General features: G+C 59.4%; 29 protein-coding genes. 10 read left to right on the top strand and 19 right to left on the bottom strand.

Features of this window, described 5'->3' with window-relative positions; translation table 11 throughout:
- Positions 1-139: 139 nt before the first annotated feature.
- The 9 genes from ASC74_RS16035 to ASC74_RS15995 form a co-directional block, all read right to left on the bottom strand.
- Positions 140-1,042 carry a metal ABC transporter substrate-binding protein gene (locus ASC74_RS16035; RefSeq protein ID WP_056742377.1) on the bottom strand — a complete coding sequence of 301 codons (903 nt, stop codon included), beginning with the start codon at positions 1,040-1,042 and terminating at the stop codon, positions 140-142.
- Positions 1,043-1,942, bottom strand: a complete 900-nt coding sequence (locus tag ASC74_RS16030) for a metal ABC transporter permease (protein WP_056742375.1) — start codon at positions 1,940-1,942, stop codon at positions 1,043-1,045. It abuts the gene before it with no gap.
- Entirely contained in the window at positions 1,942-2,700 is a 759-nt protein-coding gene (locus ASC74_RS16025; RefSeq protein WP_162247446.1) for a metal ABC transporter ATP-binding protein, read from the bottom strand. The genes ASC74_RS16030 and ASC74_RS16025 overlap by 1 nt, the downstream gene beginning before the upstream one ends.
- An 89-nt stretch (positions 2,701-2,789) precedes the next feature.
- Positions 2,790-3,716 (bottom strand): metal ABC transporter substrate-binding protein, encoded by a 927-nt coding sequence (locus tag ASC74_RS16020; RefSeq protein WP_056742371.1) that lies wholly within the window; start codon positions 3,714-3,716, stop codon positions 2,790-2,792.
- Positions 3,717-3,751: 35 nt separating this feature from the next.
- A complete protein-coding gene (locus ASC74_RS16015; protein ID WP_056742370.1) occupies positions 3,752-4,324 on the bottom strand; it encodes a DUF6162 family protein in 573 nt (190 codons plus the stop codon).
- Complete coding sequence (locus ASC74_RS16010; RefSeq protein ID WP_056742368.1) at positions 4,321-4,650, bottom strand: hypothetical protein; 330 nt, start codon at positions 4,648-4,650, stop codon at positions 4,321-4,323. Before ASC74_RS16010 ends, ASC74_RS16015 begins: the two co-directional genes overlap by 4 nt.
- The gene (locus ASC74_RS16005; RefSeq protein WP_008152768.1) at positions 4,647-5,189 is read right to left on the bottom strand and encodes a hypothetical protein; all 543 of its coding nucleotides are present in this window, start codon (positions 5,187-5,189) and stop codon (positions 4,647-4,649) included. Before ASC74_RS16005 ends, ASC74_RS16010 begins: the two co-directional genes overlap by 4 nt.
- Positions 5,186-6,385 (bottom strand): PepSY-associated TM helix domain-containing protein, encoded by a 1,200-nt coding sequence (locus ASC74_RS16000; RefSeq protein WP_056742366.1) that lies wholly within the window; start codon positions 6,383-6,385, stop codon positions 5,186-5,188. The genes ASC74_RS16005 and ASC74_RS16000 overlap by 4 nt, the downstream gene beginning before the upstream one ends.
- A 399-nt stretch (positions 6,386-6,784) precedes the next feature.
- Positions 6,785-7,243, bottom strand: coding sequence for a VOC family protein (locus ASC74_RS15995; protein ID WP_056742364.1), 459 nt, complete (start codon positions 7,241-7,243; stop codon positions 6,785-6,787).
- A gap of 265 nt (positions 7,244-7,508) precedes the next feature.
- On the opposite strand from ASC74_RS15995, the gene ASC74_RS15990 reads away from it, so the two are divergent.
- From ASC74_RS15990 to ASC74_RS15980, 3 genes are all read left to right on the top strand, one after another.
- Positions 7,509-8,723 carry an SfnB family sulfur acquisition oxidoreductase gene (locus tag ASC74_RS15990; protein WP_056742362.1) on the top strand — a complete coding sequence of 405 codons (1,215 nt, stop codon included), beginning with the start codon at positions 7,509-7,511 and terminating at the stop codon, positions 8,721-8,723.
- Positions 8,724-8,725: 2 nt separating this feature from the next.
- On the top strand, positions 8,726-9,391 hold the full coding sequence (locus ASC74_RS15985) for a methionine ABC transporter permease (RefSeq protein ID WP_056742360.1): 666 nt from the start codon (positions 8,726-8,728) through the stop codon (positions 9,389-9,391).
- 76 nt (positions 9,392-9,467) lie between these two features.
- Complete coding sequence (locus tag ASC74_RS15980) at positions 9,468-10,238, top strand: MetQ/NlpA family ABC transporter substrate-binding protein (protein WP_056742357.1); 771 nt, start codon at positions 9,468-9,470, stop codon at positions 10,236-10,238.
- A 103-nt stretch (positions 10,239-10,341) separates the two neighbouring features.
- Here the strand turns inward: ASC74_RS15980 and soxR are convergent, their stop codons facing one another.
- On the bottom strand, positions 10,342-10,815 hold the full coding sequence (gene soxR, locus ASC74_RS15975) for a redox-sensitive transcriptional activator SoxR (RefSeq protein WP_056742355.1): 474 nt from the start codon (positions 10,813-10,815) through the stop codon (positions 10,342-10,344).
- Between the two features lie 95 nt (positions 10,816-10,910).
- On the opposite strand from soxR, the gene ASC74_RS15970 reads away from it, so the two are divergent.
- Positions 10,911-11,276, top strand: coding sequence for an antibiotic biosynthesis monooxygenase (locus tag ASC74_RS15970; protein ID WP_056742353.1), 366 nt, complete (start codon positions 10,911-10,913; stop codon positions 11,274-11,276).
- On the opposite strand, the gene ASC74_RS15965 is transcribed toward ASC74_RS15970, so the two are convergent.
- The 4 genes from ASC74_RS15965 to msuE form a co-directional block, all read right to left on the bottom strand.
- The gene (locus tag ASC74_RS15965) at positions 11,273-12,376 is read right to left on the bottom strand and encodes a sigma-54 interaction domain-containing protein (protein WP_046049225.1); all 1,104 of its coding nucleotides are present in this window, start codon (positions 12,374-12,376) and stop codon (positions 11,273-11,275) included. The two genes, ASC74_RS15970 and ASC74_RS15965, sit on opposite strands and share 4 nt — an antisense overlap.
- A gap of 23 nt (positions 12,377-12,399) precedes the next feature.
- Entirely contained in the window at positions 12,400-13,587 is a 1,188-nt protein-coding gene (locus ASC74_RS15960; protein WP_056742351.1) for an acyl-CoA dehydrogenase family protein, read from the bottom strand.
- A gap of 151 nt (positions 13,588-13,738) precedes the next feature.
- Positions 13,739-14,884: an FMNH2-dependent alkanesulfonate monooxygenase gene (gene ssuD, locus ASC74_RS15955; RefSeq protein WP_033059220.1), complete on the bottom strand. Its 1,146-nt coding sequence runs from the start codon at positions 14,882-14,884 to the stop codon at positions 13,739-13,741.
- 10 nt (positions 14,885-14,894) lie between these two features.
- Positions 14,895-15,458 (bottom strand): FMN reductase, encoded by a 564-nt coding sequence (msuE, locus tag ASC74_RS15950; protein WP_046049228.1) that lies wholly within the window; start codon positions 15,456-15,458, stop codon positions 14,895-14,897.
- Between the two features lie 402 nt (positions 15,459-15,860).
- On the opposite strand from msuE, the gene ASC74_RS15945 reads away from it, so the two are divergent.
- From ASC74_RS15945 to ASC74_RS15930, 4 genes are all read left to right on the top strand, one after another.
- Positions 15,861-16,130: a hypothetical protein gene (locus ASC74_RS15945; RefSeq protein ID WP_056742349.1), complete on the top strand. Its 270-nt coding sequence runs from the start codon at positions 15,861-15,863 to the stop codon at positions 16,128-16,130.
- A 101-nt stretch (positions 16,131-16,231) separates the two neighbouring features.
- Positions 16,232-16,846, top strand: coding sequence for a LysE family translocator (locus ASC74_RS15940; RefSeq protein ID WP_046054456.1), 615 nt, complete (start codon positions 16,232-16,234; stop codon positions 16,844-16,846).
- A gap of 203 nt (positions 16,847-17,049) precedes the next feature.
- Positions 17,050-18,207, top strand: coding sequence for a cysteine desulfurase family protein (locus tag ASC74_RS15935; protein WP_056742347.1), 1,158 nt, complete (start codon positions 17,050-17,052; stop codon positions 18,205-18,207).
- A 65-nt stretch (positions 18,208-18,272) separates the two neighbouring features.
- Positions 18,273-20,081: an aminopeptidase P family protein gene (locus tag ASC74_RS15930; RefSeq protein WP_056742345.1), complete on the top strand. Its 1,809-nt coding sequence runs from the start codon at positions 18,273-18,275 to the stop codon at positions 20,079-20,081.
- Here the strand turns inward: ASC74_RS15930 and ASC74_RS15925 are convergent.
- Positions 20,074-20,994 (bottom strand): LysR family transcriptional regulator, encoded by a 921-nt coding sequence (locus ASC74_RS15925; RefSeq protein WP_177338864.1) that lies wholly within the window; start codon positions 20,992-20,994, stop codon positions 20,074-20,076. The two genes, ASC74_RS15930 and ASC74_RS15925, sit on opposite strands and share 8 nt — an antisense overlap.
- A 104-nt stretch (positions 20,995-21,098) precedes the next feature.
- On the opposite strand from ASC74_RS15925, the gene ASC74_RS15920 reads away from it, so the two are divergent.
- On the top strand, positions 21,099-22,097 hold the full coding sequence (locus ASC74_RS15920) for a zinc-dependent alcohol dehydrogenase family protein (protein WP_056742342.1): 999 nt from the start codon (positions 21,099-21,101) through the stop codon (positions 22,095-22,097).
- Here ASC74_RS15920 and ASC74_RS15915 read toward each other — a convergent pair.
- Positions 22,094-22,684 carry a 2-hydroxychromene-2-carboxylate isomerase gene (locus ASC74_RS15915; protein ID WP_056742340.1) on the bottom strand — a complete coding sequence of 197 codons (591 nt, stop codon included), beginning with the start codon at positions 22,682-22,684 and terminating at the stop codon, positions 22,094-22,096. The two genes, ASC74_RS15920 and ASC74_RS15915, sit on opposite strands and share 4 nt — an antisense overlap.
- 36 nt (positions 22,685-22,720) lie before the next feature.
- Complete coding sequence (locus tag ASC74_RS15910) at positions 22,721-23,449, bottom strand: SDR family oxidoreductase (protein ID WP_056742338.1); 729 nt, start codon at positions 23,447-23,449, stop codon at positions 22,721-22,723.
- 92 nt (positions 23,450-23,541) lie between these two features.
- Here ASC74_RS15910 and ASC74_RS15905 point away from each other — a divergent pair, with 92 nt between their 5' ends.
- Positions 23,542-24,102, top strand: a complete 561-nt coding sequence (locus tag ASC74_RS15905) for a TetR/AcrR family transcriptional regulator (RefSeq protein WP_056742336.1) — start codon at positions 23,542-23,544, stop codon at positions 24,100-24,102.
- Positions 24,103-24,117: 15 nt separating this feature from the next.
- Here the strand turns inward: ASC74_RS15905 and ASC74_RS15900 are convergent, their stop codons facing one another.
- Positions 24,118-24,399: a hypothetical protein gene (locus tag ASC74_RS15900; protein ID WP_008156219.1), complete on the bottom strand. Its 282-nt coding sequence runs from the start codon at positions 24,397-24,399 to the stop codon at positions 24,118-24,120.
- Positions 24,400-24,567: 168 nt separating this feature from the next.
- Positions 24,568-25,455, bottom strand: coding sequence for a threonine/homoserine exporter RhtA (gene rhtA, locus ASC74_RS15895; RefSeq protein ID WP_056742334.1), 888 nt, complete (start codon positions 25,453-25,455; stop codon positions 24,568-24,570).
- Positions 25,456-26,048 lie beyond the last annotated feature (593 nt).

The following is a 26,048-nucleotide window of genomic DNA, read 5'->3' as shown; positions in this document are numbered from 1 at the left end:
CTTTTTTTAGTCTGGAATTTATGTCGCCTGTCAGGCCGCCTTCGCGAGCAAGCCCGCTCCCACATTGGATCTGTATCGCGCCACAAATCCAATGTGGGAGCGGGCTTGCTCGCGAAGAACGATAACGCGGTGTAGCTGACTACACCCCGCTCAACCCCTTGATCAGCAAATCCACATTCCCCTCCAGCTCGGCCACCGGATCCGCCGCATCCACACTCAACACCACCAACCGACTCCCGGCCTCGGCAATCACCGCTTTCACCGCCTCCGACGGCTGCCGGTGGTGCAACACCACCGCCACGTCATTGTCCTTGAGCGTCGCGCCCAATTTCTTGAGCGCTTCAGGTGTCCATTCGGCATCCGGCCGCGCATCGAGGCCGATCAGCTCCAGGTTGAGGCCGCCGATCAGATAGCCAAAGTGATCACTCAGGCTCATCACGCTGAGGTTGTCGGCATTGGCCAATCGCGCTTCGCTGTCGGCGCTGAACTTGAGCAAGCGCTGTTTGAGCGCCGCCAGGTTGGCCTCTATCTTCGGCTTGGCCTCGGGCGCCAGACGCACCAGGTCCGCCGCCATCACGTCCGCCATCCGTCCCATATTGTTGCTGGAAAACCACGGCTGACTGTTCAACCCATCAACCTTGTTGCCAGGCTGCACGGCGATGCCGGGCAGGGCGCCGTCCACCGGGCGGGCGGCGTCGACCTCGACGATGCGGATGTTGCTGCGCCGGGAGATTGGGTACAGCGGATCATCCGCCCACAGCGAACGCAGACCAATCACTGCATCGGCGTCGGTCGCCAGTTTGGCCAGCGCCGGAGCGCCACGACCTGTGAAGTACGCAGTCTGACGGCTACCGGGCAGGTTCGCCGGTGCGGCACGTTCAAGGTTGACGTCGGTGCCTTTGAGCAAGACTTCACCCAGACCATAAGTGATCGGCAAGGACGCCAGCACGCGCAGCGGTTTGGCGCTGTCAGCTGCAAAGGTTGTGTTGACCAGCCCGCACAGGGCTACGGCCAGGGTCAGTTGACGCAGAGAGAAAGACATTTATCCGAGATTCCCTTTCAGGCTGGGGACAACGCCACGCGCAATGGCGGCGAAAGCGAAGGCGATACCGGCCACCAGAATGATCGCGGCGCCGGACGGAATAGGCAGGTCGAAGACAATCGGTGCAAGGATCCCGCACAACGTGCTGACCGTGGCAATCAGCACCGAGCACCAGAAGAAACCCTTCAGCGACTGACTCAGCAATCGCGCCGCCGCCGCTGGAATCACCAGCAGAGCACCGACCAGAATCGCGCCGATGACTTTCACCGCCGCCACGGTGATCAGGGTCACCAGAATCACAAACAGATAATCCAGGGTCTTCACCGCCACACCACGGACCGCCGCCAGTTGCGGATTGAAACTGGCGAGCATGATGCGGTTGTACAGCGGCAAGGCCAGCGCCATGACCAGCGAACCGACGATGGCCAACACCAGCAGGTCATTGCCGTTGACGGTCAACACCGAACCGAACAACACGTTTTCGAGGATGTGCACGTTGATCTTGCCCGCCAGAATCAGCAGCAGACTGGCACCCAGCGCCAACGACACCGACAGAAACACGCCGATCAAGGTATCCGGCGCCAGACCCGTGCGGTTGCGCAGGTAGTTCAGCAAAATGCCGAACAACAAGCAGTAGCCGAACAGACTGCCGTAAGGCCCGGTGTACGGTTCGCCCAGCAGAATGCCGATGGCCACGCCGGTCAGCGCCGCGTGGCCCACCGCTTCGGAGAAAAAAGCGAAGCGCTTGACCACCACCAACGTGCCCAAACCGCCCAGCACCGGGCCGATCAGCAAGCCGGCGAGCAACGCGTTGACCACAAATCCATAGGCCAGCGCCTCGGGCAGATAACCCGACGAGGCCCAGCCCTGAACCATCAAACGAAAGGCTTCGTAACTCATCAGGCAGCGCTCCGTGGATGGGTCGAGAACAGGTTCAGCAGGCGTTCCGGGGTCAGCGCCTGTTTCGGCGTGGCATCGAACAGTACCCGGCGATTGAGCCCGGTGACCCGATCCGCCAGACGACCCACGGCTTCCAGATCATGCTCGATCCACAGCACGGTGATGCCGCTCTGGCGCCAGTCGCCAAGCAGCCGTTCGAACACCTGAATTCCCGCCTCATCCAAAGCCGACATCGGTTCATCCAATACCAACAATTGCGGCACCGGAATCAACCCTTGAGCCAGCAACACACGCTGACGCTCACCGCCGGACAACGCACCCATGCGCCGCTTGCGTTTGTCCTGCATGCCGACCCGCTCCAGCGCTTCGCCAATCGCTGCGGCGTAATGCTTGCTCAAACCGAGGAACGCCGGGCGCCGCTGGCACATCGCGGCCATGAAATCGTCGACGGTCATCGGCAAACCGCGATCGAATTCCAGGGCTTGAGGCACGTAGCCGATGGTCCCCGGTGTGCCGGGCCATTGCAGACTCAAGCGACCCTGATGCGGCATCTGCCCGAGCAGAGTCTTGATCAGCGAACTCTTGCCGCCGCCGTTGGGGCCGACCAGCGCATGCACGCTGCCGGGCTGGACCTGAAACGTGACGTTGTCGAGAATCGTCGTGCGGCCCAGCGTCAAGCTGACTTCCGCAAAATCCAGCGTCGGCCCCGAAACCTGTGGGAGCGGGCTTGCTCGCGAAAGCGGTGGGTCAGTCAACATTGAGGTCGACTGACACTCCCTCTTCGCGAGCAAGTCGAATCGTCGCACCGCCGCTCCCACAGGGGATTCGCTGATGGTTTCTTTAGCAGTCATTTGCCGGACTCCTGAATCGCCCGGACCACGGTGTTGAGGTTGCCGGTCATTTCCTTTTCATACTTGTCGGCGGTGTATTCGCCATAGGAAATGTGCGACAGCGGGTACAGCTTCACCCCGGATTCCCGCTGGATGGTCTCGACGTAGGTGGACGGGAAATCCATCTCCGAGAAGATCACTTTCACGTCCAGTTCGCGCAGTTGATCGATGGTCTTTTTCAGCTGGCTCGGGCTCGGTTCGATGCCGTGCGCCGGTTCGACTACCGCGGTCACTTCCAGGCCGAATTCACGCAGCAAATAGTCGTACGCCGCGTGAACCGTGGCCACTCGCAGTTCGGCGTTCGGTGCCTGGGTCAGTTTCGCCAGGGCATCGGCGCGCATCTGCCGCAGGCGTTTGCCGTAGGCGCGGGCGTTCTGGGTGTAGGTCTTGGCATTGGCCCGGTCGAGCTTGCCCAGTTCCCGGGCGATGTTGTTGACCTGGGCAATCGAGGCGCTGATCGACAGGAACGTATGCGGGTTTACGACCTTGCCGGCGCCACGAGCGGCGACGCCGGTGGCGGCCAGCAACGGCACGTTTTCGTTGGCTTCGATCACCGGGACGTTCGGCGTTTCGCTGGCGGCGATCATGCGGTCGGCGAAGTCGTCATGGCCGACGCCGTTGAGCACGACCACGTCCAGACCGCTGATGCGCTTGATGTCTTCGGCGCGCGGCTCGTAGGCATGCGGGTTGAAACCGGCCGGAATCAGCGGCACCACCTCGGCCTTGTCACCGACGATGTTCGCCACGTAGCTGTAATAAGGGTGCAGGGTGATGCCGATGCGCAGGCGCTTGGCCTCGTCGGCACTGGCCAGCGGGGTCAGCAGACAAGTCAGTAAGCCGACCAACATCAGGCGCAAGAAAGAACGTTGAGATGAAATAGGCATGGGAAAGCGGTCTTCTCTCGGGTGAAGGCGAGGATTCAGTGCCGGTGCTGGCGGGTCACGCCGGCATCGAATTGCGCGACGATCTGCTGCCAGCCGGCGCTTTCCAGCGCGGCGTCGGTGAGGTCGGTCGGGGCCGCGAGGGCGTTGCGGCGGTTGAGCCAGACGTCCGGAGCATCGTCGTCAGCGGTCAAACGCATCAGAAACGAGCCCGCCACGGTGGGCGTCTGGCTCTGGCCGAAGTAAGCCTTGGCGTCGAGCAATTGCCAGGCATGACCGCCGCGGCTGACGGAACTGGCGTCCTGGGCGAATGGCGCAAAACCTTCATCGGCGAGGGCCGCGGGGGCGGGTAGCGCTTGTTGCTCCTGACGCAGCAGATGAATTTCGTCGAGCGTCACCCGCAGGTCGGCGTAGATGCCTTGCTCGGACGCGCTCAAGTCACGGCGGGCATCCAGTTGATGGCTGCCCACGCTGCTGACTTCCTGAGACTCACCGCGCCAGGCAACCACCGAGCCGGCAACCGCGAGGATCATCAGGCACAACAGCAACACGTAAAGGGTTTCATGGCCGGCACCGGCCGGGCGGACGATTTGCGTAGTCGGCGTACTCATGGGGCTTCGATGTCCGCTTGGTCAATCTCGACGACGTGACCGGGACCGGCATCGAACAGCACGTAGAACTCGGCGCCGGGTTTCTTGAAGGTCAGGGTCGAATCGGCACCGAGCTTGCCCGGCACCAGGATGGTTTCGTCGTAACCGATCACGTCCAGGGTCACCCCCGGCGCGCCGCTGCCGTCGGAGAAACCGCCGGTGCATTTGATCTGCTCGGCGTCGATGGCTTTGCATTCGCACATCGGGTTGTGGGCCAGGGCGCTGGCGCTGAAGCCGGCGCAGAGCACCAGCAGCGCGGCGCTTAGAGGACGTAAAACGTTGGTCATGGTTTGCCTCCTTGTTGGTTCAGCCAGGCGAGGGTGGCCGGGGATGCCTGGCTCAGGGGGACGGAGGCCTGATGCATGGCGCCGTCCCAGCCTTCCATGGTGATCCACAGCTCGGCGTCGGCTTTGGTCTTCTCGGGGATCGGCAACATCGCGCCCATGCGGTACGGCGTGCCGAAGAAAATCACCCCGGCAGCGCGCAGGCTGCGCGGTTTGCCAATGCGCAGGTACGTCGCCTTGACCTGATCGCGGCAGCTGTCGCACAGCGCAGCGTTGAAGCTTTTCATGTAGCCGGCCGGGCCATCGAGGGTCGGCGCTTCGTTTCGCAACTCGGCCAGGCGCAGGCTCCAGGGGCCGACCTGAACCTCGCCGATTTCCCGCTCACCCAGGCCGGTGTCACCGCGAAACAGCGCAGCGTCGGCAAAGTACTTGGGCATAAAACCCAGCGGCACCAGCAACAGCAGAACGTTGATGTGGAAGCGCCATTTGTGCCAGAAACGGCTCAGTTTCGAGCCCGGTTTATCAGCGGCGAACAGGCTCATTGGCTGACCTCCGTGGTTTCACGGCTGTTGGCCGGAGCGGCCTGACTGCGCGGGCGTTTATGGCCGCGCTTGAGGGCGTTGGCCGTGGCCAGGGCGGTGCGCTTGGTCCAGATCAACAGGCCGCTGAGGACCATCATGCTCAGGATCAGGCCGAAGAAGAACCAGATCAGCTTGATCCAGATGCCGCCGAAATCCCCTGTGTGCAGAGGACGCATGGACTCGGTCACCAGCTCCAGGCCGGAACGGTCCGACAACAGGCGGGTGGCGGCGATGTCGCCGGTATATGGGTTGATGTCGGCGGTCTGGAACATCAACGGATACCAACTGCGTCCGCCCACCGAGAGGTAGCTGTAGGCGTTGGCGGGCATACTGACAAAGCTGTCGTCCAGTCCGGGAATACGTTCCTTGGCTTCGCGGATCGCCGTCTCCAGGCTGATCATCGGCGCCGGCGAACCATCGGCAGTCAGCGGGACACTTTCACGCGGAACCACAGCAGCCACCGGCGCGGTGCTGATCGAAATCTGGTTATCGAACATGAACGCCTGGATCAGAAACCAAGTGCTGGTGATGGAAATCACCGCGATAAACCAGATCGACCAGATGCCGCTGAGGCGGTGAAAGTCGCCCCAGAAAATTCGTGCACCGTGACGAATGCGCAACGTCGGGCGCAAGAAACCTTTCCAGAAGCGCTTGTAGACCACCAACCCGGTGACCAACGACGCCAGTAATGGCAGGCTGAGAAACGACACCAGGTACCAGCCCCAGCTGTAACCGTTGGTGAACGGCACCAGCCACCAACCATGCAGGGCGCGGGTAAACGCCTTGAAATTGAATGGCGGGGCAGTGCCCTGAATCACGCCGCTGTAGGGATTGACGTAAACCGTCACCGAGCGACCGTCGGGATAGCTGACGTCCACGTCGAGGGCGAAGTGCGATTCATCGGGTCGGCTGATGGCCTCAACCAGAGTGTTGGGCTCAGCTTTCTTGATGGCGGCGATGATCTGGTCATAACTGAGCAGCGGCGCATCGTCCGAAGGTTGGCTGGCGCGCATTTGCGGGTTGGCCAGCCAGACGATTTCCTGGCTGACCACCGCCAGGGTGCCGGTCACGCACACGATCAACACAAAAAACCAGATCGGCAATGCCAGCCAGCTATGGACCAGAAACCAGAGTTTTGAACGGGATTTCTTCGACATGATTAAAGGTCTTGTTTCGATGAGTGGGCCTCTGCTGTGGGCTTCGCAGCGATGAGGTCCATGAAGGGCCGAGCTGTGGCTTTTGCCTACGCGGGCCGACTGCATCTAAATAAGACGGATGAGCATCGAAAATCCCGAAGGGGGATATGAAAGAAAATGTTTCGTGTTCCGGTAAGCACATAACCCTGTGGGAGCGGCGGTGCGACGATTCGACTTGCTCGCGAAAGCGGTGTGTCAGTCAAACTGATGTCGATTGACACGACGCCTTCGCGAGCAAGCCCGCTCCCACAGTTGATCTTCTGTGATCACATTATTTGTGAACACCCAAGATCAAACTGTGGGAGCGAGCTTGCTCCGGGCGGCGTTCCGACGATGAGGCCAGAACAGGCACTGAAGATTTCAACCCTGTTTAAACATCTCCTGCGCCCGCTGCTCAATCTGCTCCTGAGTCAGATCTTCCTTGCGCGTGGCCAGAAACCACAGATGTCCATAGGGATCCTTCAAGGTCCCCGAGCGGTCACCATAAAACTGATCCTTGACCTCGGAAACCACCGTGCCACCCGCCGCAATCGCCTGTTTATAAGACTTGTCCACATCGTTCACATACAGATGCAGCCCCACGGAAGGCGACTTGTCCGGATTGCTCAATGGGCCCTGATCGCACGGCGTGCCAAGCATGATCGGGCAATCGCCGATACGCAGTTCAGCGTGGCCGATGCCGCCATCGGGCATGGACAGGCGCATGACTTCGGTGGCGCCAAAGGCTTTCTTGTAGAACTCGATGGCTTCCGCCGCTTTTTGAATGCCCAGATACGGGGTGATGCTGTGATAACCCTCTGGAATAGGTTTGACGCTCATGGCTGTTCTCCTTGTTTTTGTTGTCCGTCGAGAAAGATCCTGTGCCGTTTTCCGGCCGAATAACTATAGGTCAGCCTCTTTTCTGCAACCGAGTGTCCGACGAGCAGCAGCACTGTTCAGCCATCAACAGCGAAGCAGCAGATTGCTCTTGCTCATTATCTTGAGATCGCGAAAATACCGCTGAACTCCCTGAAAACATTGGCTCGGACGGTCAGGCACAGAAGCTGCAATGCCCTCTGGTAAACATTGGTACCGAGAGACTTGTATGCCTGAATCTGCCGTTTATCCGATCAACCCACCGGCCGCCCATCGGATCGCCAACGAAGCCGAAGCCTTGCGCGTCGCCGAACGCATTGCCGCGGTGTTGCTGGAGCAAGACGCCGAGCGCGACCGCACCCGCCAAGTGCCCGCCGAGATCGTCGATCTGTATTCCAACAGTGGTTTGTGGGGCATCAGCGTGCCGAAAGAGTTCGGTGGCGCGCAGGTGTCCTATGCGGTGCTGGCGCAGGTCATCGCGATCATCTCGGCGGCCGATCCGTCCTTGGGGCAAATCCCGCAAAACCACTATTGCCTGCTGGAAGACATTCGCCTGCAAGGTACGCCTGAGCAGCAAGCGCACTTCTTCGGGCTGGCGCTGCAAGGTCACCGCTTTGCCAATGCCTTGTCGGAAACCGGCGGCAAGAACGTTCAGGACATTCAGGCGACCATTCGCCGTTACGGCGACGGCCATGTGATCAACGGTCGCAAGGGTTATTGCACCGGTTCGCTCTACGCCCACTGGCTGGCGGTGCTGGCGCTGGATGAAGAGCAGAAGGGCCAGTTGGCCTTTGTCGAACGCGGCACCAAAGGGCTGGTGATCGTCGACGACTGGGACAGCATCGGTCAGCGCACCACCTCCAGCGGCACGGTGCTGGCCGAGGACCTGCACGTCTCGGCGTTCAATCTGTTCCCGACGTATCGCTCTTATGAAACCCCCACCCTGGCGGGCCCGTTCGCGCAGTTGACCACCGCCGCCATCGATGCCGGCATCGCTCGCGCGGCGCTGCGCGACACCATCGCATTCGTCCAGCAGTTCGCTCGACCGTGGATCGACGCCGGAGTGGAAAAGGCCAGTGAAGATCCGCTGACCATCATTCAGGTCGGCGGCCTGGAGATTCGTCTGGAAGCGGCCGAAGCCTTGCTGGAACGCGCCGGTTGGGCGCTGGATGCCGCACGTTCGGCACCTGACGAAGACAACGTTGCACAAGCCTCATTGGCCGTCGCCAAAGCCAAAGTACTGACCACCGAAATCGCCATCGAAGCCAGCAACAAACTCTTCGAACTCGGCGGCACTCGCTCGACCCTGAGGAAACACAACTTCGACCGCCACTGGCGCAACGCCCGGGTCCACACCCTGCATGATCCGGTGCGCTGGAAGTACCATGTGGTCGGCAACTGGCTGCTCAATGGCGTCAAACCCCCGCGCCACGACTGGTCGTGACCATGGCCGAATGGTTGAAAAACATCTATTGGGCCGACATTGCCCAGGCCTGCCTCGACACCCTGAGCATGCTCGGCGCCGCCCTCGGTTTTACCGTGCTGCTGGGGTTGCCGCTGGGCGTGGTGTTGTTTCTCACCGGCAAGCGCCAATTGCATGAAGCGGTCGGTGTTTATCGGGTGCTGTCGGTGATCGTGAACATGCTGCGTTCGCTGCCGTTCATCATTTTGCTGATCGTGCTGATTCCCCTGACCACGTTGTTGGTCGGCACTTCACTTGGCGTGCCGGGGACGATCCCGCCGCTGGTGGTGGGTTGCACGCCGTTCTTCGCGCGGCTGGTGGAAAGCGCCTTGCGCGAAGTCGATCGCGGGGTCGTGGAAGCAACTCAGGCCATGGGCGCCAACACGTGGCAGATCATCCGCCACACCTTGTTGCCCGAAGCACGGGGAGGGTTGCTGGCCGCGGTCACGGTGACCGCGATTGTGCTGGTGGATTACACGGCGATGGCCGGGGTGATCGGTGGCGGTGGCCTTGGTGACCTGGCGATCCGCTACGGCTATCAGCGTTTTCAGACCGACGTGATGGTGGTTACCGTGGTGCTTCTGCTGATCCTGGTCCAGGCCCTGCAAATGACTGGCGACCGATTGGTTGCGCGCTACAGCCGACGATAAACAGTTCGATTCAACCCTTAAAAATCGGCCCAACGTCCGCCCCACGACGGCCACTCAATCTGCCTAGGAGCACACCATGAAAAAGACCCTGGCCATTCTGGCTGCCGTCCTGTCGTTCAACGCTCACGCCAACGAAAAACTCATCGTCGGCGCCACCCCGGTGCCGCACGCGGAAATCCTCGAATTCGTCAAACCGACCCTGGCCAAGGAAGGCGTGGACCTGGACATCAAGGTTTTCACCGACTTCATCCAGCCCAACCAGCAACTGGCGTTGAAGAACCTCGACGCCAACTATTACCAGTACCGGCCATTTCTCGATGATTTCAACAAAACCCGTCATACCGATCTGGTGCCGGTGGTCGGCGTGCACATTGAACCGTTTGGTGCTTACTCGACCAGGATCAAAAACATCGCCGAACTGAAAGATGGCGCCACGGTGTCGATTCCCAATGACCCGGTGAACACTGGTCGTGCGCTGGTTCTGCTACACGAAGCCGGCCTGATCAAACTCAAGGACCCGAGCAACACCCTGGCCACTCAGCGCGACATCATCGAAAACCCCAAGCGCCTGAAAATTCGTGAACTGGAGGGCGCGTTGCTGGCGCGTTCGGTGAGCCAGGTGGACCTGGCGTTTGTCTTTGCCAACTACGCACTGGAAGCGGGGATTGATACCAACAGCGCGTTGATTGTCGAGAAGGGCAAGAGTTTGTACATCGAGTTTCTGGTCGCGCGGCCGGACAACATCAATGATCCAGGCTTGCAGAAACTGGCCAAGGCGTTGAATTCCGATGAGGTTCGGCAGTTCATCCTGACCCGCTATAAAGGGCAGATTGCGCCGGGGTTCTAGATCTTCGCTGACCATTAGGACGCCATCGCGAGCAAGCTCGCTCCCACATTTGAACTGGGGCGCTCACAGAACCAATGTGGGAGCGGGCTTGCTCGCGAAGGGCTCAACTCATTTTCGGATCATTCCCGGATTCCAACAGCTGCGCGCCGGGCCCTTGCTCCCCCAGCACATCGCCAAAGTTGCGCAACGGACAGGCCTCCATCGACAGACACCCACAGCCAATGCAGCCATTGAGCCGGTCTCGCAGCAAGGTCAGCTGATTGATCCGCTCATCCAGATCCCGACTCCACTGCGCCGACAACACCTTCCAGTCCGCCGCCGTCGGGGCGCGGTAATCCGGCAGGGACTTGAGCGCCTCACCAATCTCCGCCAACGGAATCCCCAATCGTTGGGCCACTTTGATCAACGCCACCCGGCGCAACACTTCCCGGGGATAACGCCGCTGGTTGCCCTGGTTGCGATTACTTTTGATCAAACCCTTGGATTCGTAAAAGTGCAATGCGGTGACCGCGACGCCACTGCGCGCAGCCACTTGGCCGACGGTGAGTTCTTTATGCAGATTTTCCGAGGTGATCATTTAAAAAATGCCCCTTGACCTCAAGTTAACTCGAGGTTTTACCCTGCAAGCCTTCGGATCGCAAGATCCGGCTTACAGGTCAGTGGGGACTCTTCATGCAACTGTCAGAGAAAAATCGTAGCTTCACCCAATTGATTGAATTCGAGATTGAACCCCATCAGCAGCCCGCACTGGTGTCGGCGCTGTCGAAACAGACCGAACGTCTGGCCCAGGACTTCACAGGTTTTTTGAGCGCCAGCATCCAGGCCAGCGACGACGGCCGGCGGGTGCTCAACTACCTGCAATGGCAAACACGCGAGGCGGGAGAAGCCGCGTTTCAAAGCTTTGAAAGCGGCGAGCAGGATTTTTGGCAACTGATCCGCGCCCATCAGGCGAAAACCGTGACCTTCGGCTCGTTCCAGGTGCTGCACAGCCTGGAACGCAGCCACGACAACGCGCTGCACTGCAATCTGGTGGGTTAGATCGACAGCTGCATGACGCGCTCGCCTTGAAGGTTTTCCGTGGGCCGGCGTTTGTTCACCGCCAGTTCGCCAATCTTGATCAGTCGCGTGCGCGTTACGTTGCGGCTCAGCCCCAGCAAAGCAGCGGTGTGCACCTGGTTGTAATGGCTGAATCGATAGGCCGCCCGCAGTAAAGCGTCTTCGACTTTCTCATGCAGCGCTCCAGCCTGTTCTTCGAAGAGCTTTTGAAAGGCCCGATCGAGCAGGGCTTCCGGTGAGTCGTCGACGGTGCTGTGGTAATCGTCCTGACGCTCGATGCGCATGTTCGACAGGCGCAAATCGTCGCGTTCGATCACGCCGTTTCGGCAGATCAGCAGGGTGTGGTGAATGACGTTTTCCAGTTCGCGGATGTTGCCCGGCCAGCTGTAGCTGCGCAGTTTCAGTTCGGCCTCTTTGCTGATGGTGATGGTGCCGTAGCCGAGGCGCTGGCTGTAGGCTTCGACGAAGTGTCGGGTCAGCGGCAGGATGTCCCCGGGGCGGTCGCGCAGCGGGCTCAGTTCCAGGCTGACCACGTCGAGGCGGTAGTACAAATCCTCGCGGAAATGCCCGGCGTTGATGGCTTTCTCCAATTGCACATTGGTCGCGGCCAGCACGCGCACGTTGATGGGAATGCTCTTGCGCGAACCCAGTCGCACCACTTCGCGCTCCTGCAACACCCGCAACAACTTGACCTGAATCGCCATCGGTAAATCGCCGATTTCGTCGAGGAACAACGTACCGCCGTCGGCCTCTTCGAACCATCCGGCCTTGGCGCTCAACGCACCGGTGAAGGCACCTTTTTCATGGCCGAACAATTCGGCTTCCACCAGGGATTCGGAGAACGCGCCGCAATTCACTGCCACAAAAGGCCGGTTACGGCGGGCGCTGAGGTTGTGGATATGTCGCGCCACCAGCTCCTTGCCGGTGCCGGTTTCGCCGATGATCAGCACGCTGGCTTCACTCGGTGCGACTTGTTGAATGTGGGCGAGCAAGGCCTGGGATTTAGGGTCTTCGAACACCTGCGCCGTGGCGCGGATCGAGGTGGCCAGAGCGGGCGAGGGCGGCAAGGTCAGCAGTTGCATGGGCAGGCTCCATGAATAGAAGGCTATGAATAGAAAGTCGGAATCGGCAGGGACTGGTTGAGCGCCCAGTCACCGAGTTCATGGAGTTTGTAATCCACCGGGTCGTGCAGAGTTTGCGTACGCAGGTTGCGCCAGTGGCGGTCCAGTCGCAGTGAGGCATGAGTTGAACGGGCGCCGGTCACTTCGAACAATCGGCTACAGAGCTCCAGACCGTTGCGGGTGGCAGCGACCTTGGCCGTGGCGATGGCGTTAGCCAGGTGCCCGCGTTCTTCGGCGCTGAGGTTCGGGCCTTTGGCCCAGGCCTTGTCGAGCAACCCGGCAGCGCGCTCCACCAGCAGTCGAACACTTTCGAGGGCGACCCAGAATTCGCCGTAGTGGCCGAGTACATAAGGATCCTGGCGCACATCCTGAGCACTGGATTTGTGCCACGGACGAGTCTCGGTGAGGGTGTATTGCCGCGCCTCTTCGAAGGCACCTTCGGCGATGCCGAGGAACATGTGGGTGAAGGTCAGCTGGGCAATCAACGGCCGCAGGCAGGCGAATGGCGTACTCAGCGGACCCGGATCGAGGAGCAATTCCGACTCTTCGACCCGTACCCGTTCGAACGTCGCGCTGCCGCTGTCGGTCTGGCGCTGGCCCATGTTGTTCCAGTCGTTATGCAAGGTGATGCCGCTGCGACCGCTGGGAATCGCCGCGATCAACAGCTTGCCGCCAGCGCTTTCATCCACCGCCGAGGCGATCAGCATTTCCGAATCACTGGCGCCGGAGCAGAAGCTTTTCTTGCCGGAAAACTCACGCCAGCCACCGAGGTTCTTCACCACGGTGCGGGTGTCCAGCGGGTTCAGGGCGTTGCCCCAGAACCAGTTCTTGCGCGCGGTTTGTTCGAACCACGGCTGCCACTGCTCGGGCCGGGCGAACAGGCGCACGGTGGCGAGCATCAGGTGATGGAAGCCGAAGACATGGGCAATTGAACTGTCGACCTTGGCGAACTCGCGCACGATGCTCAGGGTGTCACTCCAGCTGGCGCCGAGGCCGCCGTACTGGGTGGGAATGCTTAAGGCGAGCAGACCGCTGTGGCGCAAGGCATCACGTTCGGCTTTGGGCGTACCGCCACGTTCATCGCGCTCGACAGCGGTCAGGGCAAACTCGGCCGCCAACAGACGGGCGGTTTGCAAGGGGGACAACAGGGCGCTTTGTGGTTTGGCCGTCACGCAGATAATCCTTATTGAAATCGACACAGATCCCCTGTGGGAGCGGGCTTGCTCCGGGCGGCGTTCCGACGAAGGCGTCCGTACCGTCAACATTGATGTTGAATGTTATGGCCTCTTCGCGAGCAAGCCCGCTCCCACAGGGATTGCCTGGTCAGGCCGTGGCTTTTGTAGGCAGCACATCATTGGCGATCATTTCGCCGAACGGCCCGGTAAGGTTGGTAACCCCACGCCCGGCCAGGCTGGCATACGGCTCAGGCAACAGCGGGAACACCAACTCGGCAAAGCGATAAGCCTCTTCGAGGTGCGGATAGCCGGAGAAGATGAAGCTCTCGATTCCCAGGTCCGCGTACTCCTTGATTCGCGCCGCCACTTGCTGCGGATCGCCCACCAACGCCGTCCCGGCACCGCCACGCACCAGACCAACACCGGCCCACAGGTTCGGGGATATTTCCAGGTTGTCACGACGCCCGTCATGCAGCGCGGCCATGCGCCGCTGACCTTCGGAATCGAAACGCGAGAACGACTTCTGCGCGGCCGCGATGGTCTCGTCGCTGATGTGCTCGATGAGTTTATCCGCGGCTTTCCAGGCCTCTTCGGCGGTCTCGCGAACGATCACGTGCAAGCGAATCCCGAACTTCACCGTGCGACCGTTTCGCGCGGCACGCTCACGCACATCGGCCAGTTTTTCCGCCACCGCGGCCGGTGGTTCGCCCCAAGTCAGGTAGACATCAACCTGCTCGGCAGCCAGTTCATGCGCTGCCTCGGAAGATCCGCCGAAGTACAGCGGCGGATACGGTTTTTGCACCGGCGGATACAGCGCCTTGGCGTTCTGCACTTGCAGGTGTTTGCCTTCGAAGTCCACCGATTCGCCTTGCAGCACCCGGCGCCAGATTTTCAGGAATTCGTCGGTCACTTCGTAGCGTTCGCTGTGATCGAGGAAGATGCCGTCGCCACGGTTTTCATCCGGGTCACCGCCCGTGACCACGTTGATCAGCAAGCGGCCATTGGACAGTCGATCCAGCGTGGCGGCCATGCGCGCCGAGACCGTCGGCGAGATGATCCCCGGCCGAATCGCCACCAGGTAACGCAGGCGTTCGGTCAGCGGCACCAGCGCCGAAGCAATCACCCACGAATCCTCGCAGGAGCGCCCGGTGGGAATCAGTACACCGTGGTAGCCGAGGCTGTCGGCCGCCTGAGCCACTTGTTTCAGGTAGTTGAGTGTCACCGGGCGTGCGCCCTGAGTGGTGCCCAGGTAATGGCCGTCGCCGTGAGTCGGCAGAAACCAGAAAACATCCATGAAGAAATCCTTAAGCGATTTTCAGCAGATTTTTGGGGTGCACGCCAAACAACGGCGCCGCGCGTTCTGCAGCAAGGCGTATGCGGGCCTTCAAGGGCTCACTGGTTATTTGATAATTGGAGAAATCGGCTTCAGTGGCATAGACGCCAATCGGCAAGGTCAATGCCTGGAAGAAACTGAACAGCGGCCGCAACTGGTGATCCAGCACCAGCGCATGGCGTTCGCTGCCACCGGTGGCGGCCAGTAACACCGGCGTGTCGATCAATGCATTGAGGTCGATCAGGTCGAACAGATGCTTGAGCAGTCCAGGGTAGGAACCGCGATAAACCGGCGCGGCGACGATCAGCAGGTCAGCGTTCTCGATCGCTTGCAGCTCGGCTTCGATCTCGGCGCTCAACTCCTGACGGGACAGCGCGGCACCCAACGGTCGGGCGATGTCACCCAGTTCAATCAGCTTGCTTTCAATCGGCAATTGCTCGGCCAGTTGCGCCAACAACGCCTGGGTCAGCACCAACGTGCGGGATGGACGCCAGGTACCGCCGGAGAGGGCAACGACTTTCAATGGACGCGACATGATCAGTTCCTTTTTAAACAGTTGCTCAGGGAGCAGTGAGTAGTCACTGACAGAGAGCAAGAGCTGTACCAATCCCTCGGAGCCGCGATTTACGGGGCTTTCAGCGCGTTGGCCGGTAAACGCTGTACGAATGGCAGAGCTGTTTGTTGAATGACTGTTGCCCGGCAAACAGTTGCTTGGGCAACAGTGGGTGAAGCGATGACAGTTGTTATAAAGGCTCGGTGTTATTCCGTAAAAGACCTAAAATTAATATTTATAGATCGTTTGGAGATATAAGGCGCTCTTCCTGAGCGGCATTAGGCAAAGTCGATAGCCACTATCGAGAGCGTTGATTTCTGCTGATCGGATGCCCGGCGTAGCCTGTGTTCATTGCCCGAACCCAGATACACCAGGACGCTCACCATGAAACCTCTAATCGCTACTTTCTTGCTGCTTGCGGTCTCCGTGCTCGCCGGATGTGCCAGCCATGTTTCCCCGGAATTACGGCCGTACACCGCGGAAGAAACCAGAGAGTTGGCACTTGAGGCGTTGAATCGTCGCGGTCTGTCTTTCGACGAATACCACGCGAAAAAAGCCGAATTGCTCGGCCAGCCGCAAAAGTCGTTCAGTTTCGACAAACAAGGCGAGATGAACGCCGAACGTGCTGTACAGCTTCACGGTCGTCCTAGCTGATCGAAAACTGTACCGCTCGAAGTTTCACGCAACTGTCCGTGGGTTTCCCTGAAGTCCTGCGATAGGGTCAACACCTGACTGACCCCAATGGACTGCCACCCATGACGCTCTCGCTCGATTTGCTGCTGGGCTTCGCCCTGTTTGCGCTTGTCACCTCGATCACCCCCGGCCCCAACAACACGATGTTGCTGGCATCGGGTGTGAACTTCGGCTTTAACCGCACCATCCCCCACATGCTTGGCATTACCTGTGGCTTCTTCGTACTCGTCGTCGCGGTAGGTTTCGGCTTGGGCGCCGTGTTTCAAACCTATCCTTTGCTCTATAGCGTTTTGCGTTACGTCGGCGCGGCGTATTTGTTGTATCTGGCGTGGAAAATCGCCCGTTCGGGACCGGTTTCCGAGAGTGAAAAGGGCGAGAGCAAGCCGATCAGCTATTTGGGCGCCGCAGCGTTCCAGTGGGTCAATCCCAAAGCCTGGATCATGGCCATCGGTGCCATCAGCACCTACACGCCAATGCAGGGTTATTTCACCAACGTGATCGTGATTGCGGCCGTGTTCGCCTTGATCAACCTGCCGAGCGTCAGTGTCTGGGCAGGCTGCGGTACGTTGTTGCGCAACGTGCTGAAGGATCGCCGCTGGTTGCGGCTGTTCAACTGGGGCATGGCCTTGCTGCTGGTGGCTTCTCTGTATCCGTTGTTGCTCGAAAGCTTTAGCTGACGCATTGCTTCAACCGGTTGCCCGATGCCTGTTAAGCTCGACTTCAGGAGCGTTCCTACGCACTTTTAAATGAAGTTGTTCTTCTTTAACGGCCTCCGATCAGGTATTTCTAACGCTCTGCATATCGGCGCAGCTCACGAGGCTGCGCTTTGATGTTTCAGTGACGAGCCTCCTGATCCCGGAACATGCTCTGCGAGTCTTCTATGAATAAACGTCCTCTGTATTTCGACTACGCCGCCACCACGCCGGTGGATGAGCGAGTCATCAAGGTCATGGTCGAGTGTCTGGGTTTTACCGGCAACTTCGGCAACCCGGCGTCCAGCTCCCATGCGTTCGGTCAACAGGCCCGGCAATCGGTCGAGCAGGCGCGGTGTCAGGTCGCCGAGCTGGTCGGCGCCCAGGCGGACCAGATCGTCTGGACCTCCGGCGCCACTGAATCCAACAACCTTGCCCTCAAGGGCGTGGCCCAGGCCCGCGGCGTTTCCGGCGGCCACATCATCACCAGCCAGATCGAACACAAAGCGATTCTCGACACGGCAAAGCAGTTGCAGGATGCCGGCGTCGCGGTGACTTATCTGGTGCCTGACGCCGAGGGCTTGATTACCCCGCAAGCGGTCAGCGAAGCGATGCGCGAAGACACCTTTCTGGTGTCGCTGATGCTGGTCAACAACGAGTTGGGCACGGTCAACGACATCTCGGCCATCGGCGAAGTCGTACGTGCACGCGATGCGTTGTTCCATGTCGACGCGGCTCAAGGTGCAGGCAAAGTGCTGATCGATCTGGCCCGGTTGCCAGTGGATCTGATGTCATTTTCCGCCCACAAGATTTACGGCCCAAAAGGCATCGGCGCGCTGTACGTCGGGCCGCGCGCACAGCAGCGTTTGCAGGCGCAGATTCACGGCGGTGGTCACGAAGGCGGTTTGCGTTCCGGCACCCTGGCGACTCACCAAATCGCTGGCATGGGTGTGGCGTTCGCGTTGGCGGCCTCTTCATTCGATGAAGAGAAAGCCACGATCGTCCGGTTGCGTGAACGCTTGCTCGAACAGCTACTGAGTATTCCCGGGGTTCGCCTCAATGGCAGTCCGACCCAGCGCATCCCTCATACCTTGAGCCTGACCTTCAACGAAGGCGAGTTCAATTCCGCGGCGTTGAGCACCTCGATCGCGTTTTCCGCGACCTCGGCCTGCAATTCCGCGAGCAATGCGCCCTCCCATGTGCTGCTGGCCCTGGGGCATGACGCCCGCTCGGCGAGTCGCACCATTCGCTTGAGTCTCGGCCGGTTCACCACCGAGCAGGACATCGACCAAGCGGTACACCTGATTAAAGCGGCCTGCGCCAGTGCTCCGGCATTCTGGCAATAAGGTCTGAAAGTGTCGGCGTTGATCGGCACTCAACAATAATGATGAAGTGATTAGCAGGAGACATGATGAGTACGCAGCCTTCGATCAATGGATCGGTGCCCCAACGCCTGGCGCAAACCCGCGAACTGATGAGCCGGGAGGGCATTCATGCTCTGCTGGTGCCGTCGGCCGACCCACATCTTTCTGAATACCTGCCGGGTTACTGGCAAGGGCGGCAATGGTTGTCGGGCTTCCATGGCTCGGTCGGTACGCTGATCGTTACGCCGGACTTTGCCGGCGTCTGGGCCGACAGCCGTTATTGGGAACAAGCGACCAAGGAACTCAAAGGCAGCGGGATCGAACTGGTCAAGCTGCAACCGGGTCAGCCCGGCCCGCTGGACTGGCTGGCCGAGCAAACCCCTGAAGGCGGCGTCGTCGCGGTAGATGGCGCGGTAATGGCCGTGGCTTCGGCGCGTACTCTGGGCGGCAAGCTCGAAGAACGCGGCGCTCGACTGCGCACTGACATCGATGTGTTGAGCGAAGTCTGGAGCGACCGTCCGACGCTGCCGAATGAGCCGATCTATCAACACCTGCCGCCTCAGGCGACGGTCAGCCGCGGCGAGAAACTTGCCAAGCTGCGTGAGGTTTTGAAAGATCGCGGTGCCGACTGGCACTTCATCGCCACCCTCGACGACATCGCCTGGCTGTTCAACTTGCGCGGCGGTGATGTGTCGTTCAACCCGGTGTTTGTTTCCTTTGCCTTGATCAGTCAGCAGCAGGCGACCCTGTTCGTGGCGCTGAGCAAGGTCAATCCCGAACTGCGCGCCGTCCTCGAACAGGACGGCGTGACCCTGCGTGATTACAGCGAAGTGGCCGCCGCCTTGCGCGCCGTACCGAGCGGGGCGAGCCTGCAAGTCGATCCGGCGCGCGTCACCGCTGGCTTGCTGGAAAACCTGGATAGCGGTGTGAAGCTGGTCGAAGGCCTGAACCCGACGACGTTGGCCAAATCGCAGAAAAGCCTGGCCGATGCCGAGCACATTCGTCAGGCCATGGAGCAGGACGGCGCGGCGCTGTGCGAATTCTTCACCTGGCTGGACACTGCGTTGGGTCGTGAACGCATCACCGAACTGACCATCGACGAACACCTGACGGCCGCGCGTACCCGACGTCCGGGGTATGTATCGCTGAGCTTCAACACCATTGCCGCGTTCAACGCCAATGGCGCGATGCCGCACTACCACGCCACCGAAGAAGAACACGCGGTGATCGAAGGCGACGGTCTGTTGTTGATCGACTCCGGCGGCCAGTACCTGGGCGGCACCACTGACATCACGCGGATGGTGCCGGTCGGTACGCCGACTGATGAGCAGAAGCGCGATTGCACGCGGGTGCTCAAAGGCGTGATTGCGTTGTCCCGTGCGCAATTCCCTCGTGGCATTCTCTCGCCGTTGCTCGATTCGATTGCCCGAGCGCCGATCTGGGCTGAAAGCGTTGACTACGGTCACGGCACCGGTCACGGCGTCGGCTACTTCCTCAACGTGCACGAAGGCCCGCAGGTCATCGCCTATCAGGCCGCTGCTGCACCGCAAACCGCGATGCAGCCGGGCATGATCACGTCCATCGAACCGGGCACTTACCGTCCAGGCCGCTGGGGTGTGCGGATCGAGAACCTGGTGTTGAACCGTGAGGCGGGCAAAAGCGAATTCGGTGAGTTCCTGAAGTTCGAAACCCTGACCTTGTGCCCGATCGACACTCGCTGCCTGGAGCCGTCGCTGCTGACCGATGACGAAAAGCAGTGGTTCAACGCCTACCACGCCGAGGTGCGCCAGCGCTTGAGCCCGTTGCTCGACGGCGCAGCCCTTGAGTGGTTGAACACCCGGACTGTGGCTATTTGATCGGTTTGAGTTCAGGCGCTTCTTCGAGCGCCTGGCTCATGTAGTCGACAAAGGCTTTGACCCTGGCGGATTGGCGACGATTCGCCGGGGACACGGCATGAATCGGCAGCGACTGCGCGCTGTATTCCAGCAAAATCGCGGTCACGCGTCCCGCCTTCAAGTCCTCGCTGAACAGCCAAACCGGCGACAGCGCAATCCCCAATCCCCCCAAAACCATCTCGCGGATTGCCTCAGAGTTGTTACTTTGTGCGTTGCCCTTGATTCGCACTTCGTGACGTTGGGCCTCTCTCTCGTAAACCCATAGGTTCTGACTGTTCAGCAGGTTGAACTGCAGGCAGTTGTGCTCGCTCAGTTCTTGCGGTGTTTGCGGCCGGCCGTGTTGCGCAAGGTAGTCGGGCGCTGCGACGGTCACACGGTGGGTGGTGCCGATGCGGCGGGCAATCAATCCGCTGTCGTTCAACTCGCCGATCCTGAACGTGACGTCCAGTCCTTCACTGACTAGGTCCTGATTTTGATCGCTCAGTTGCAGATCAACCTGCACCTGAGGATGTTTTTTGAGGAATGCCGGCAGTCGCGGAGCAATCTGCAAGCGCCCGAAACTCACGGAAGATCCGATTTTCAGGTTTCCGGCAACAGCTTCGCGGCCGGAGTGAAAACTGTGTTCTGCGGAGTCTACGGCCGCCAGAATTTGTCGACATTCGCTGTAGTACCGCTGACCTTCGTCGGTCAGGGACAGTTGTCGGGTGCTGCGGGAAATCAACTTTCCACCCAGCTCAGTTTCCAGTGCTCTCAGCACTTTGCTGATGGTCGGCTGGCTGGTCTGCAATTCCCGGGCGACGGCAGAAAAGCTGCCACGTTCGACAACGCGGACGAAGATTGCCATTGCATTGAGTTTGTCCACGGGGTTTCTCATTGATGCCAAATGGGCATGGTCACTATAGCTATATAGCGTCTTATAGGCATGAGTGAGTGGGAGGAAGATTAATCCCACAGCCACCTCTGACGGAAAATTGCGAAATGACTGACTCACTTGAAATGCGCGCTCTGATTGTTGATTCGGCCAATGGGCCTTTACGCTTGGCTTCCATTCAACGCCCCGTGCCTGGTGCGGGTCAGGTATTGGTCAGGATCAAGGCCAGTGGAGTGAACCCTTTGGATGGAAAGATTCGGTCGGGTCAGGCTGCTCATGCACGTCAACCGTTGCCGGCGGTGTTGGGGATGGATCTGGCGGGAACAGTGGAGGCATTGGGGGAGGGCGTCAGTGGATGGCTGCCGGGCGATGAGGTCTATGCGATGGCCACCGGCATTGGCGGTGCGCAGGGTTCACTGGCTGAATACGCCGCCGTCGATGCACGACTGCTGGCGCACAAGCCAGGCAATCTGAGCATGCGCGAGTCGGCTGGGTTGCCGTTGGTACTGATCACGGCGTGGGAAGGATTGGTGGATCGTGCGCGGGTGCGGGCGGGGCAGAAAGTGCTGATTCACGGTGGTGCGGGTGGTGTCGGGCATGTGGCGGTGCAAATTGCCCGGGCTTTCGGTGCCGACGTGTTTGCCACCGGGTCGGCCGGGAAGCAGGCGATCATTGAAGGGCTTGGTGCGACGTTTATTGATTACCGTAAATCTTCGGTTGAGGAGTATGTGGCTGAGCACACGGCGGGGGAGGGTTTCGATATTGTCTACGACACGGTGGGTGGTGAGACGCTGGACGCTTCATTCAAGGCTGCCCGGGTCTACGAGGGGCATGTCGTGAGTTGTCTTGGATGGGGGCAGCACAGTCTTGCGCCGCTCTCGTTTCGTGGGGCGACTTACTCCGGAGTGTTTACCTTGTTGCCGTTGCTGACTGGCAAGGGGCGCGAGCATCACGGGGAGATACTTCGGGAGGCTGCGCAGTTGATCGAGGCGGGTCAGTTGAAACCGTTGCTCGACCCTCGGCAGTTCACCCTGCAAACCGCCGAGGCCGCCCATGAGCTGCTCGATTCGGGAGCTGCGCAGGGGCGGTTGGTTGTCGAGATTTAACTCAGGGCTTCAAGGACGAAATCCAGGCGGTCCTGCCCGAAGAACAGCTGATTATCGACAAACATGCTTGGGGCACCGAATACGCCCCGTTGCACCGCTTTCTCTGTGTTGTCCTTGAGCGCCGCTTTGACTTCCTCGTCGGCGGTCAGGGCCAGCACCGCATTGGGCTCGAAACCGTTCTGTGTCAGTACTGACGCAACGGTTGCGAGGTCATCGAGGCTGCGGCCTTCTACCCACAGGGCGTGAAACAGGCAATCGATGAACGCCAGAAAGCGTTCGGGATGGCGCAATTGCATGCCGGTGACGGCGCGCATCAGCATCAGGGTGTTGATAGGAAAGTGGGGATTGAACTTCAGTGGCACGCCATAGCGCTTGGCATAGCGGTCCAGGTCTTGAAACATGTAGCGGCCCTTGGCGGGGATGATCGCGGGGGAGGCGTTACCAGTGGCTTTGAAGACGCCACCCAGCAGGATGGGTATGTAGATCAACTGGCTGTCGGTCTGCTCGCAGATCTTCGGTAGTTGGGTATAGGCCAGGTAGGTGGCGGGGCTGCCGAGGTCGAAGTAGAACTCCACGGTTTTGCTCATGGTCGATGCGCTCTGTTTATTATTGTGGGGGAGGGCTTACCAGCGTTCGCTCCAGGGGCGCAGGTCCAGCTCGAAGGTCCATGCGTCACGGGGCTGGCTGTGCAGGTACCAATAGTTTTCGGCGATGTGCTCTGGATTGAGAATGCCGTCCTCGTCCTTGGTCGCGTACTTTTCGGGGAAACTCTCGCGGATAAAATCGGTATCGATGGCACCGTCGACTACAACATGGGCGACGTGAATGTTCATCGGCCCCAGTTCACGCGCCATGCTTTGCGCCAGGGCACGAATTCCGTGTTTGGCGCCGGCGAACGCCGCAAATCCTGAGGCCCCACGCAGGCCGGCGGTAGCACCGGTGAACAAAATTGTCCCGCGTTGACGCTTGGCCATGCGCTTGGCCACTTCACGAGCGTTGAGAAATCCTGAGAAGCAGGCCATTTCCCAGATCTTGAAATATTTGCGCGCGGTTTCTTCGAGAATGCTGCAAGGCACATTGGCGCCGATGTTGAAAACGAACGCTTCGATTGGGCCAATCTGGCTTTCGATCTGCTCAACTAACGCAATCACGTCCTCTTCCTTGCGCGCATCGCAGGCAAACCCGTGGGCTTCACCGCCATCGGCCTCGATGGCGTCCACCAACGGCTGGAGTTTGTCCGCGCTGCGGCGGGTGACACACGCCACAAATCCTTCCTGCGCAAAGCGTTTTGCAATGGCGCCGCCGGTGGCATCCCCTGCACCTACAACCAGTACGACCTTCTTGTTATTCATGGGTAGTTCCCTTTGCTAAACGATCGTTAACTAAACGAACGTTATGCTACGATTCGGCAAGCGTCAAGGCGATCAATCCTGAGGGCAAGGCAATGCGTTACTCGGCCAATCACAAACTGGAAACCAAAGAGAAACTACTTGAAAGCAGTGCGGTGTCGGCCAAGAAGTCTGGTTTTTCAACAGTGGGTGTCGACGGTTTGATGAAGGCAATCGGCTTGAGTGGCGGGGCTTTCTACAGTCACTTTTCGTCGAAGGATGAGCTGTTCGCTTCAATCGTCGAGCGTGAGCTGTCTCAAAGTCTGGAGCGTTTAGGGGCGGACCAGAATCGTGACAGGCTCAAGCGCTGCCTGAAACACTATCTGAGCATGGCCCATGTCGAGCACCCGGAATCCGGATGTGCTTTGCCGGCATTGGGGGCTGAGATTGCACGTTCAGACGTGATGATTCGCCAGCAGGCGGAAAACTGGATTTGTCGGCTTCAGAAGAGTTGGGCGCAAGTTCTGGAGAGCGACAGCCTGGCCTGGGCGATTCTGTCGCAATGTATCGGTGCGTTGGTCATTGCGCGAATGCTGGCCACACCGGACATTCAGCGTGCGGTACTGAAGTCCAGTTACGATGAGATTGGCCGCCAGATCGCAGGTCCACGAACCTGACAAGGCGGCATCAATCTATTTGCAGATGACGATCATGCTGCGGCTGGTATAGCCGGCAGGGTTGAGGCCGAACGGGTAATCGCCTGGTTCTTCCACAGCGTCCCCTGACTTGGCGATGACCTTGTAACCTTTGGGAGCGCACGAGTTGGCAGCGCTGGTGTAGCACTTGTCCCAGGATGACGACAGCCCGGAACAGTTGATATGCAGCCCTCTCTTGCCGTGTTTTACCTGGGTTTTCGATGTCGCCGCGCAGCCCGCAACCGCAAGTACGGCGATCAGTATCAAAATTCGTTTCATTACTGTCCTTATAGCGTCCCCGGATCTTTGCGCCCGGGTCTGGCTGCATTCGCTTTCGCTTGAAGCGTTCTGATATCCCTATCTGAAAAATCCATGTCTGACACTGGGTTACGGGTCTAAACATGGCCTAATTGCGCGGCAAATACCAGACCCTCGTCAAATCCTGTCTCAATCTGCAGCGACAGCAGGCTTGGCTGCACTCCCCATCGTCATGGTCGCGCCTATGGAAGCCAGAATGATGCACAGGATGGCCATCCATTGTGACAGTGAGAGGTACTCATGGAGAAACAACAGACCTGACAGTGCGCCGATCGCAGGTTCAATACTCATCAACGTGCCGAAGGTCCGGGTCGGGATTCGGGTGAGGGCGACCATCTCCAGCGTGTAGGGCACGGCGGTGGACAGAATGGCGACAGCGATGGCCACGGGGATCAGTGAGGGAGTGAGCAGCGCGGCGCCAGCATGGACGATGCCGATAGGGGCTACAAAAAGTGCCGCAATCATCACCCCCAGTGCCGCGGTCTGCACGCCATTGTCGGCGCCGGCCTTTTGGCCGAACAGAATGTACAGCGCCCAGCAGACACCTGCGCCCAATGCGTAACCGGCGCCTACCAGATCGATCCCCGCGGTCGTCTCTCCCATAGGTATTAACAGCAGCAAGCCGACGGCTGCCAGGGCGATCCACAAAAAGTCGATCGCGCGACGTGAGGCGTAAATGGCTACCGCCAGTGGGCCGGTGAATTCCAGCGCAACCGCGATACCGAGGGGGACGGTTTGCAACGACATATAGAAGAGGAAGTTCATGCCGCCCAACGCCATTCCGTAGACGATGACAGTGCGCAGGGATTTTGCGGTGAGCTTCGCTCGCCAGGGGCGCAGTATCAACATCATTATCACGCTGGCGAAGATCAGCCGCAGGGTGGTGGTCCCTTGCGCGCCGATAATGGGGAACATGCTTTTAGCCAGGGAGGCTCCCGACTGGATTGATGCCATGGCTATCAATAGCAGGCCAACCGAAAACAGGGTCGAGGCAAGGCTGCGAGGTTGGTCATTCATGGCGTGGCATCGTCCGAAGTAGGAAGCGAGAGTGTTATTGGGCAATATACTGCGCATTCATGGCGGGCGCGTCTATATATAAGCAGCGATTTTGAGCATCCTTATAGAAAAGCATAATTAAGGGTTGACGGCAGATTCTGGAAGTCTATAATTCGCCCCACTTCCGGCGCAGTCGAAACGGAAAACTCCTTGGTAAACAATGAGTTACGCAGTTTTCGACGGAAGTCTATAATTCGCCCCACTTCCGGCGCAGTCGAAACGGAAAACTCCTTGGTAAACAATGAGTTACGCRGTTTTCGACAGCGAGTTGCTTCAGGTYAYCGAAGCCCAGAAGGAGTTGAAAGAGCGAGGTTGTTTGGCTCTTTTAACGATTCGATCTTCTCGGTCGAAAGCGGTGAAAAGAGGTGTTGACAGCAGCGACTAACGCTGTAGAATTCGCCTCCCGCTAACGAGAGATCGAAAGCGCAAGTGGTTGAAGTTGCAGAGGAAACTTTGAAAACTTCGGAAAATAACCGCTTGACAGCAACAGAGGCTGCTGTAGAATGCGCGCCTCGGTTGAGACRAAAGATCTTAACCAACCGCTCTTTAACAAC

This window comes from Pseudomonas sp. Root329, from assembly GCF_001424925.1.
GTDB classification, from domain to species: domain Bacteria; phylum Pseudomonadota; class Gammaproteobacteria; order Pseudomonadales; family Pseudomonadaceae; genus Aquipseudomonas; species Aquipseudomonas arabinosi.
The sequence above is the reverse complement of the archived record's forward strand: the minus strand, read 5'-3'. Positions and strand labels throughout refer to the sequence as shown.

Excerpts from the sequence above, each read along its gene's own strand:
- ASC74_RS16035 (WP_056742377.1), bottom strand. The coding sequence starts at position 1,042 with ATGTCTTTCTCTCTGCGTCAACTGACCCTGGCCGTAGCCCTGTGCGGG.
- ASC74_RS16030 (WP_056742375.1), bottom strand. The coding sequence starts at position 1,942 with ATGAGTTACGAAGCCTTTCGTTTGATGGTTCAGGGCTGGGCCTCGTCG.
- ASC74_RS16025 (WP_162247446.1), bottom strand. The coding sequence starts at position 2,700 with ATGTTGACTGACCCACCGCTTTCGCGAGCAAGCCCGCTCCCACAGGTT.
- ASC74_RS16020 (WP_056742371.1), bottom strand. The coding sequence starts at position 3,716 with ATGCCTATTTCATCTCAACGTTCTTTCTTGCGCCTGATGTTGGTCGGC.
- ASC74_RS16015 (WP_056742370.1), bottom strand. The coding sequence starts at position 4,324 with ATGAGTACGCCGACTACGCAAATCGTCCGCCCGGCCGGTGCCGGCCAT.
- ASC74_RS16010 (WP_056742368.1), bottom strand. The coding sequence starts at position 4,650 with ATGACCAACGTTTTACGTCCTCTAAGCGCCGCGCTGCTGGTGCTCTGC.
- ASC74_RS16005 (WP_008152768.1), bottom strand. The coding sequence starts at position 5,189 with ATGAGCCTGTTCGCCGCTGATAAACCGGGCTCGAAACTGAGCCGTTTC.
- ASC74_RS16000 (WP_056742366.1), bottom strand. The coding sequence starts at position 6,385 with ATGTCGAAGAAATCCCGTTCAAAACTCTGGTTTCTGGTCCATAGCTGG.
- ASC74_RS15995 (WP_056742364.1), bottom strand. The coding sequence starts at position 7,243 with ATGAGCGTCAAACCTATTCCAGAGGGTTATCACAGCATCACCCCGTAT.
- ASC74_RS15990 (WP_056742362.1), top strand. The coding sequence starts at position 7,509 with ATGCCTGAATCTGCCGTTTATCCGATCAACCCACCGGCCGCCCATCGG.
- ASC74_RS15985 (WP_056742360.1), top strand. The coding sequence starts at position 8,726 with ATGGCCGAATGGTTGAAAAACATCTATTGGGCCGACATTGCCCAGGCC.
- ASC74_RS15980 (WP_056742357.1), top strand. The coding sequence starts at position 9,468 with ATGAAAAAGACCCTGGCCATTCTGGCTGCCGTCCTGTCGTTCAACGCT.
- soxR (WP_056742355.1), bottom strand. The coding sequence starts at position 10,815 with ATGATCACCTCGGAAAATCTGCATAAAGAACTCACCGTCGGCCAAGTG.
- ASC74_RS15970 (WP_056742353.1), top strand. The coding sequence starts at position 10,911 with ATGCAACTGTCAGAGAAAAATCGTAGCTTCACCCAATTGATTGAATTC.
- ASC74_RS15965 (WP_046049225.1), bottom strand. The coding sequence starts at position 12,376 with ATGCAACTGCTGACCTTGCCGCCCTCGCCCGCTCTGGCCACCTCGATC.
- ssuD (WP_033059220.1), bottom strand. The coding sequence starts at position 14,884 with ATGGATGTTTTCTGGTTTCTGCCGACTCACGGCGACGGCCATTACCTG.
- msuE (WP_046049228.1), bottom strand. The coding sequence starts at position 15,458 with ATGTCGCGTCCATTGAAAGTCGTTGCCCTCTCCGGCGGTACCTGGCGT.
- ASC74_RS15945 (WP_056742349.1), top strand. The coding sequence starts at position 15,861 with ATGAAACCTCTAATCGCTACTTTCTTGCTGCTTGCGGTCTCCGTGCTC.
- ASC74_RS15940 (WP_046054456.1), top strand. The coding sequence starts at position 16,232 with ATGACGCTCTCGCTCGATTTGCTGCTGGGCTTCGCCCTGTTTGCGCTT.
- ASC74_RS15935 (WP_056742347.1), top strand. The coding sequence starts at position 17,050 with ATGAATAAACGTCCTCTGTATTTCGACTACGCCGCCACCACGCCGGTG.
- ASC74_RS15930 (WP_056742345.1), top strand. The coding sequence starts at position 18,273 with ATGAGTACGCAGCCTTCGATCAATGGATCGGTGCCCCAACGCCTGGCG.
- ASC74_RS15925 (WP_177338864.1), bottom strand. The coding sequence starts at position 20,994 with ATGAGAAACCCCGTGGACAAACTCAATGCAATGGCAATCTTCGTCCGC.
- ASC74_RS15920 (WP_056742342.1), top strand. The coding sequence starts at position 21,099 with ATGACTGACTCACTTGAAATGCGCGCTCTGATTGTTGATTCGGCCAAT.
- ASC74_RS15915 (WP_056742340.1), bottom strand. The coding sequence starts at position 22,684 with ATGAGCAAAACCGTGGAGTTCTACTTCGACCTCGGCAGCCCCGCCACC.
- ASC74_RS15910 (WP_056742338.1), bottom strand. The coding sequence starts at position 23,449 with ATGAATAACAAGAAGGTCGTACTGGTTGTAGGTGCAGGGGATGCCACC.
- ASC74_RS15905 (WP_056742336.1), top strand. The coding sequence starts at position 23,542 with ATGCGTTACTCGGCCAATCACAAACTGGAAACCAAAGAGAAACTACTT.
- ASC74_RS15900 (WP_008156219.1), bottom strand. The coding sequence starts at position 24,399 with ATGAAACGAATTTTGATACTGATCGCCGTACTTGCGGTTGCGGGCTGC.
- rhtA (WP_056742334.1), bottom strand. The coding sequence starts at position 25,455 with ATGAATGACCAACCTCGCAGCCTTGCCTCGACCCTGTTTTCGGTTGGC.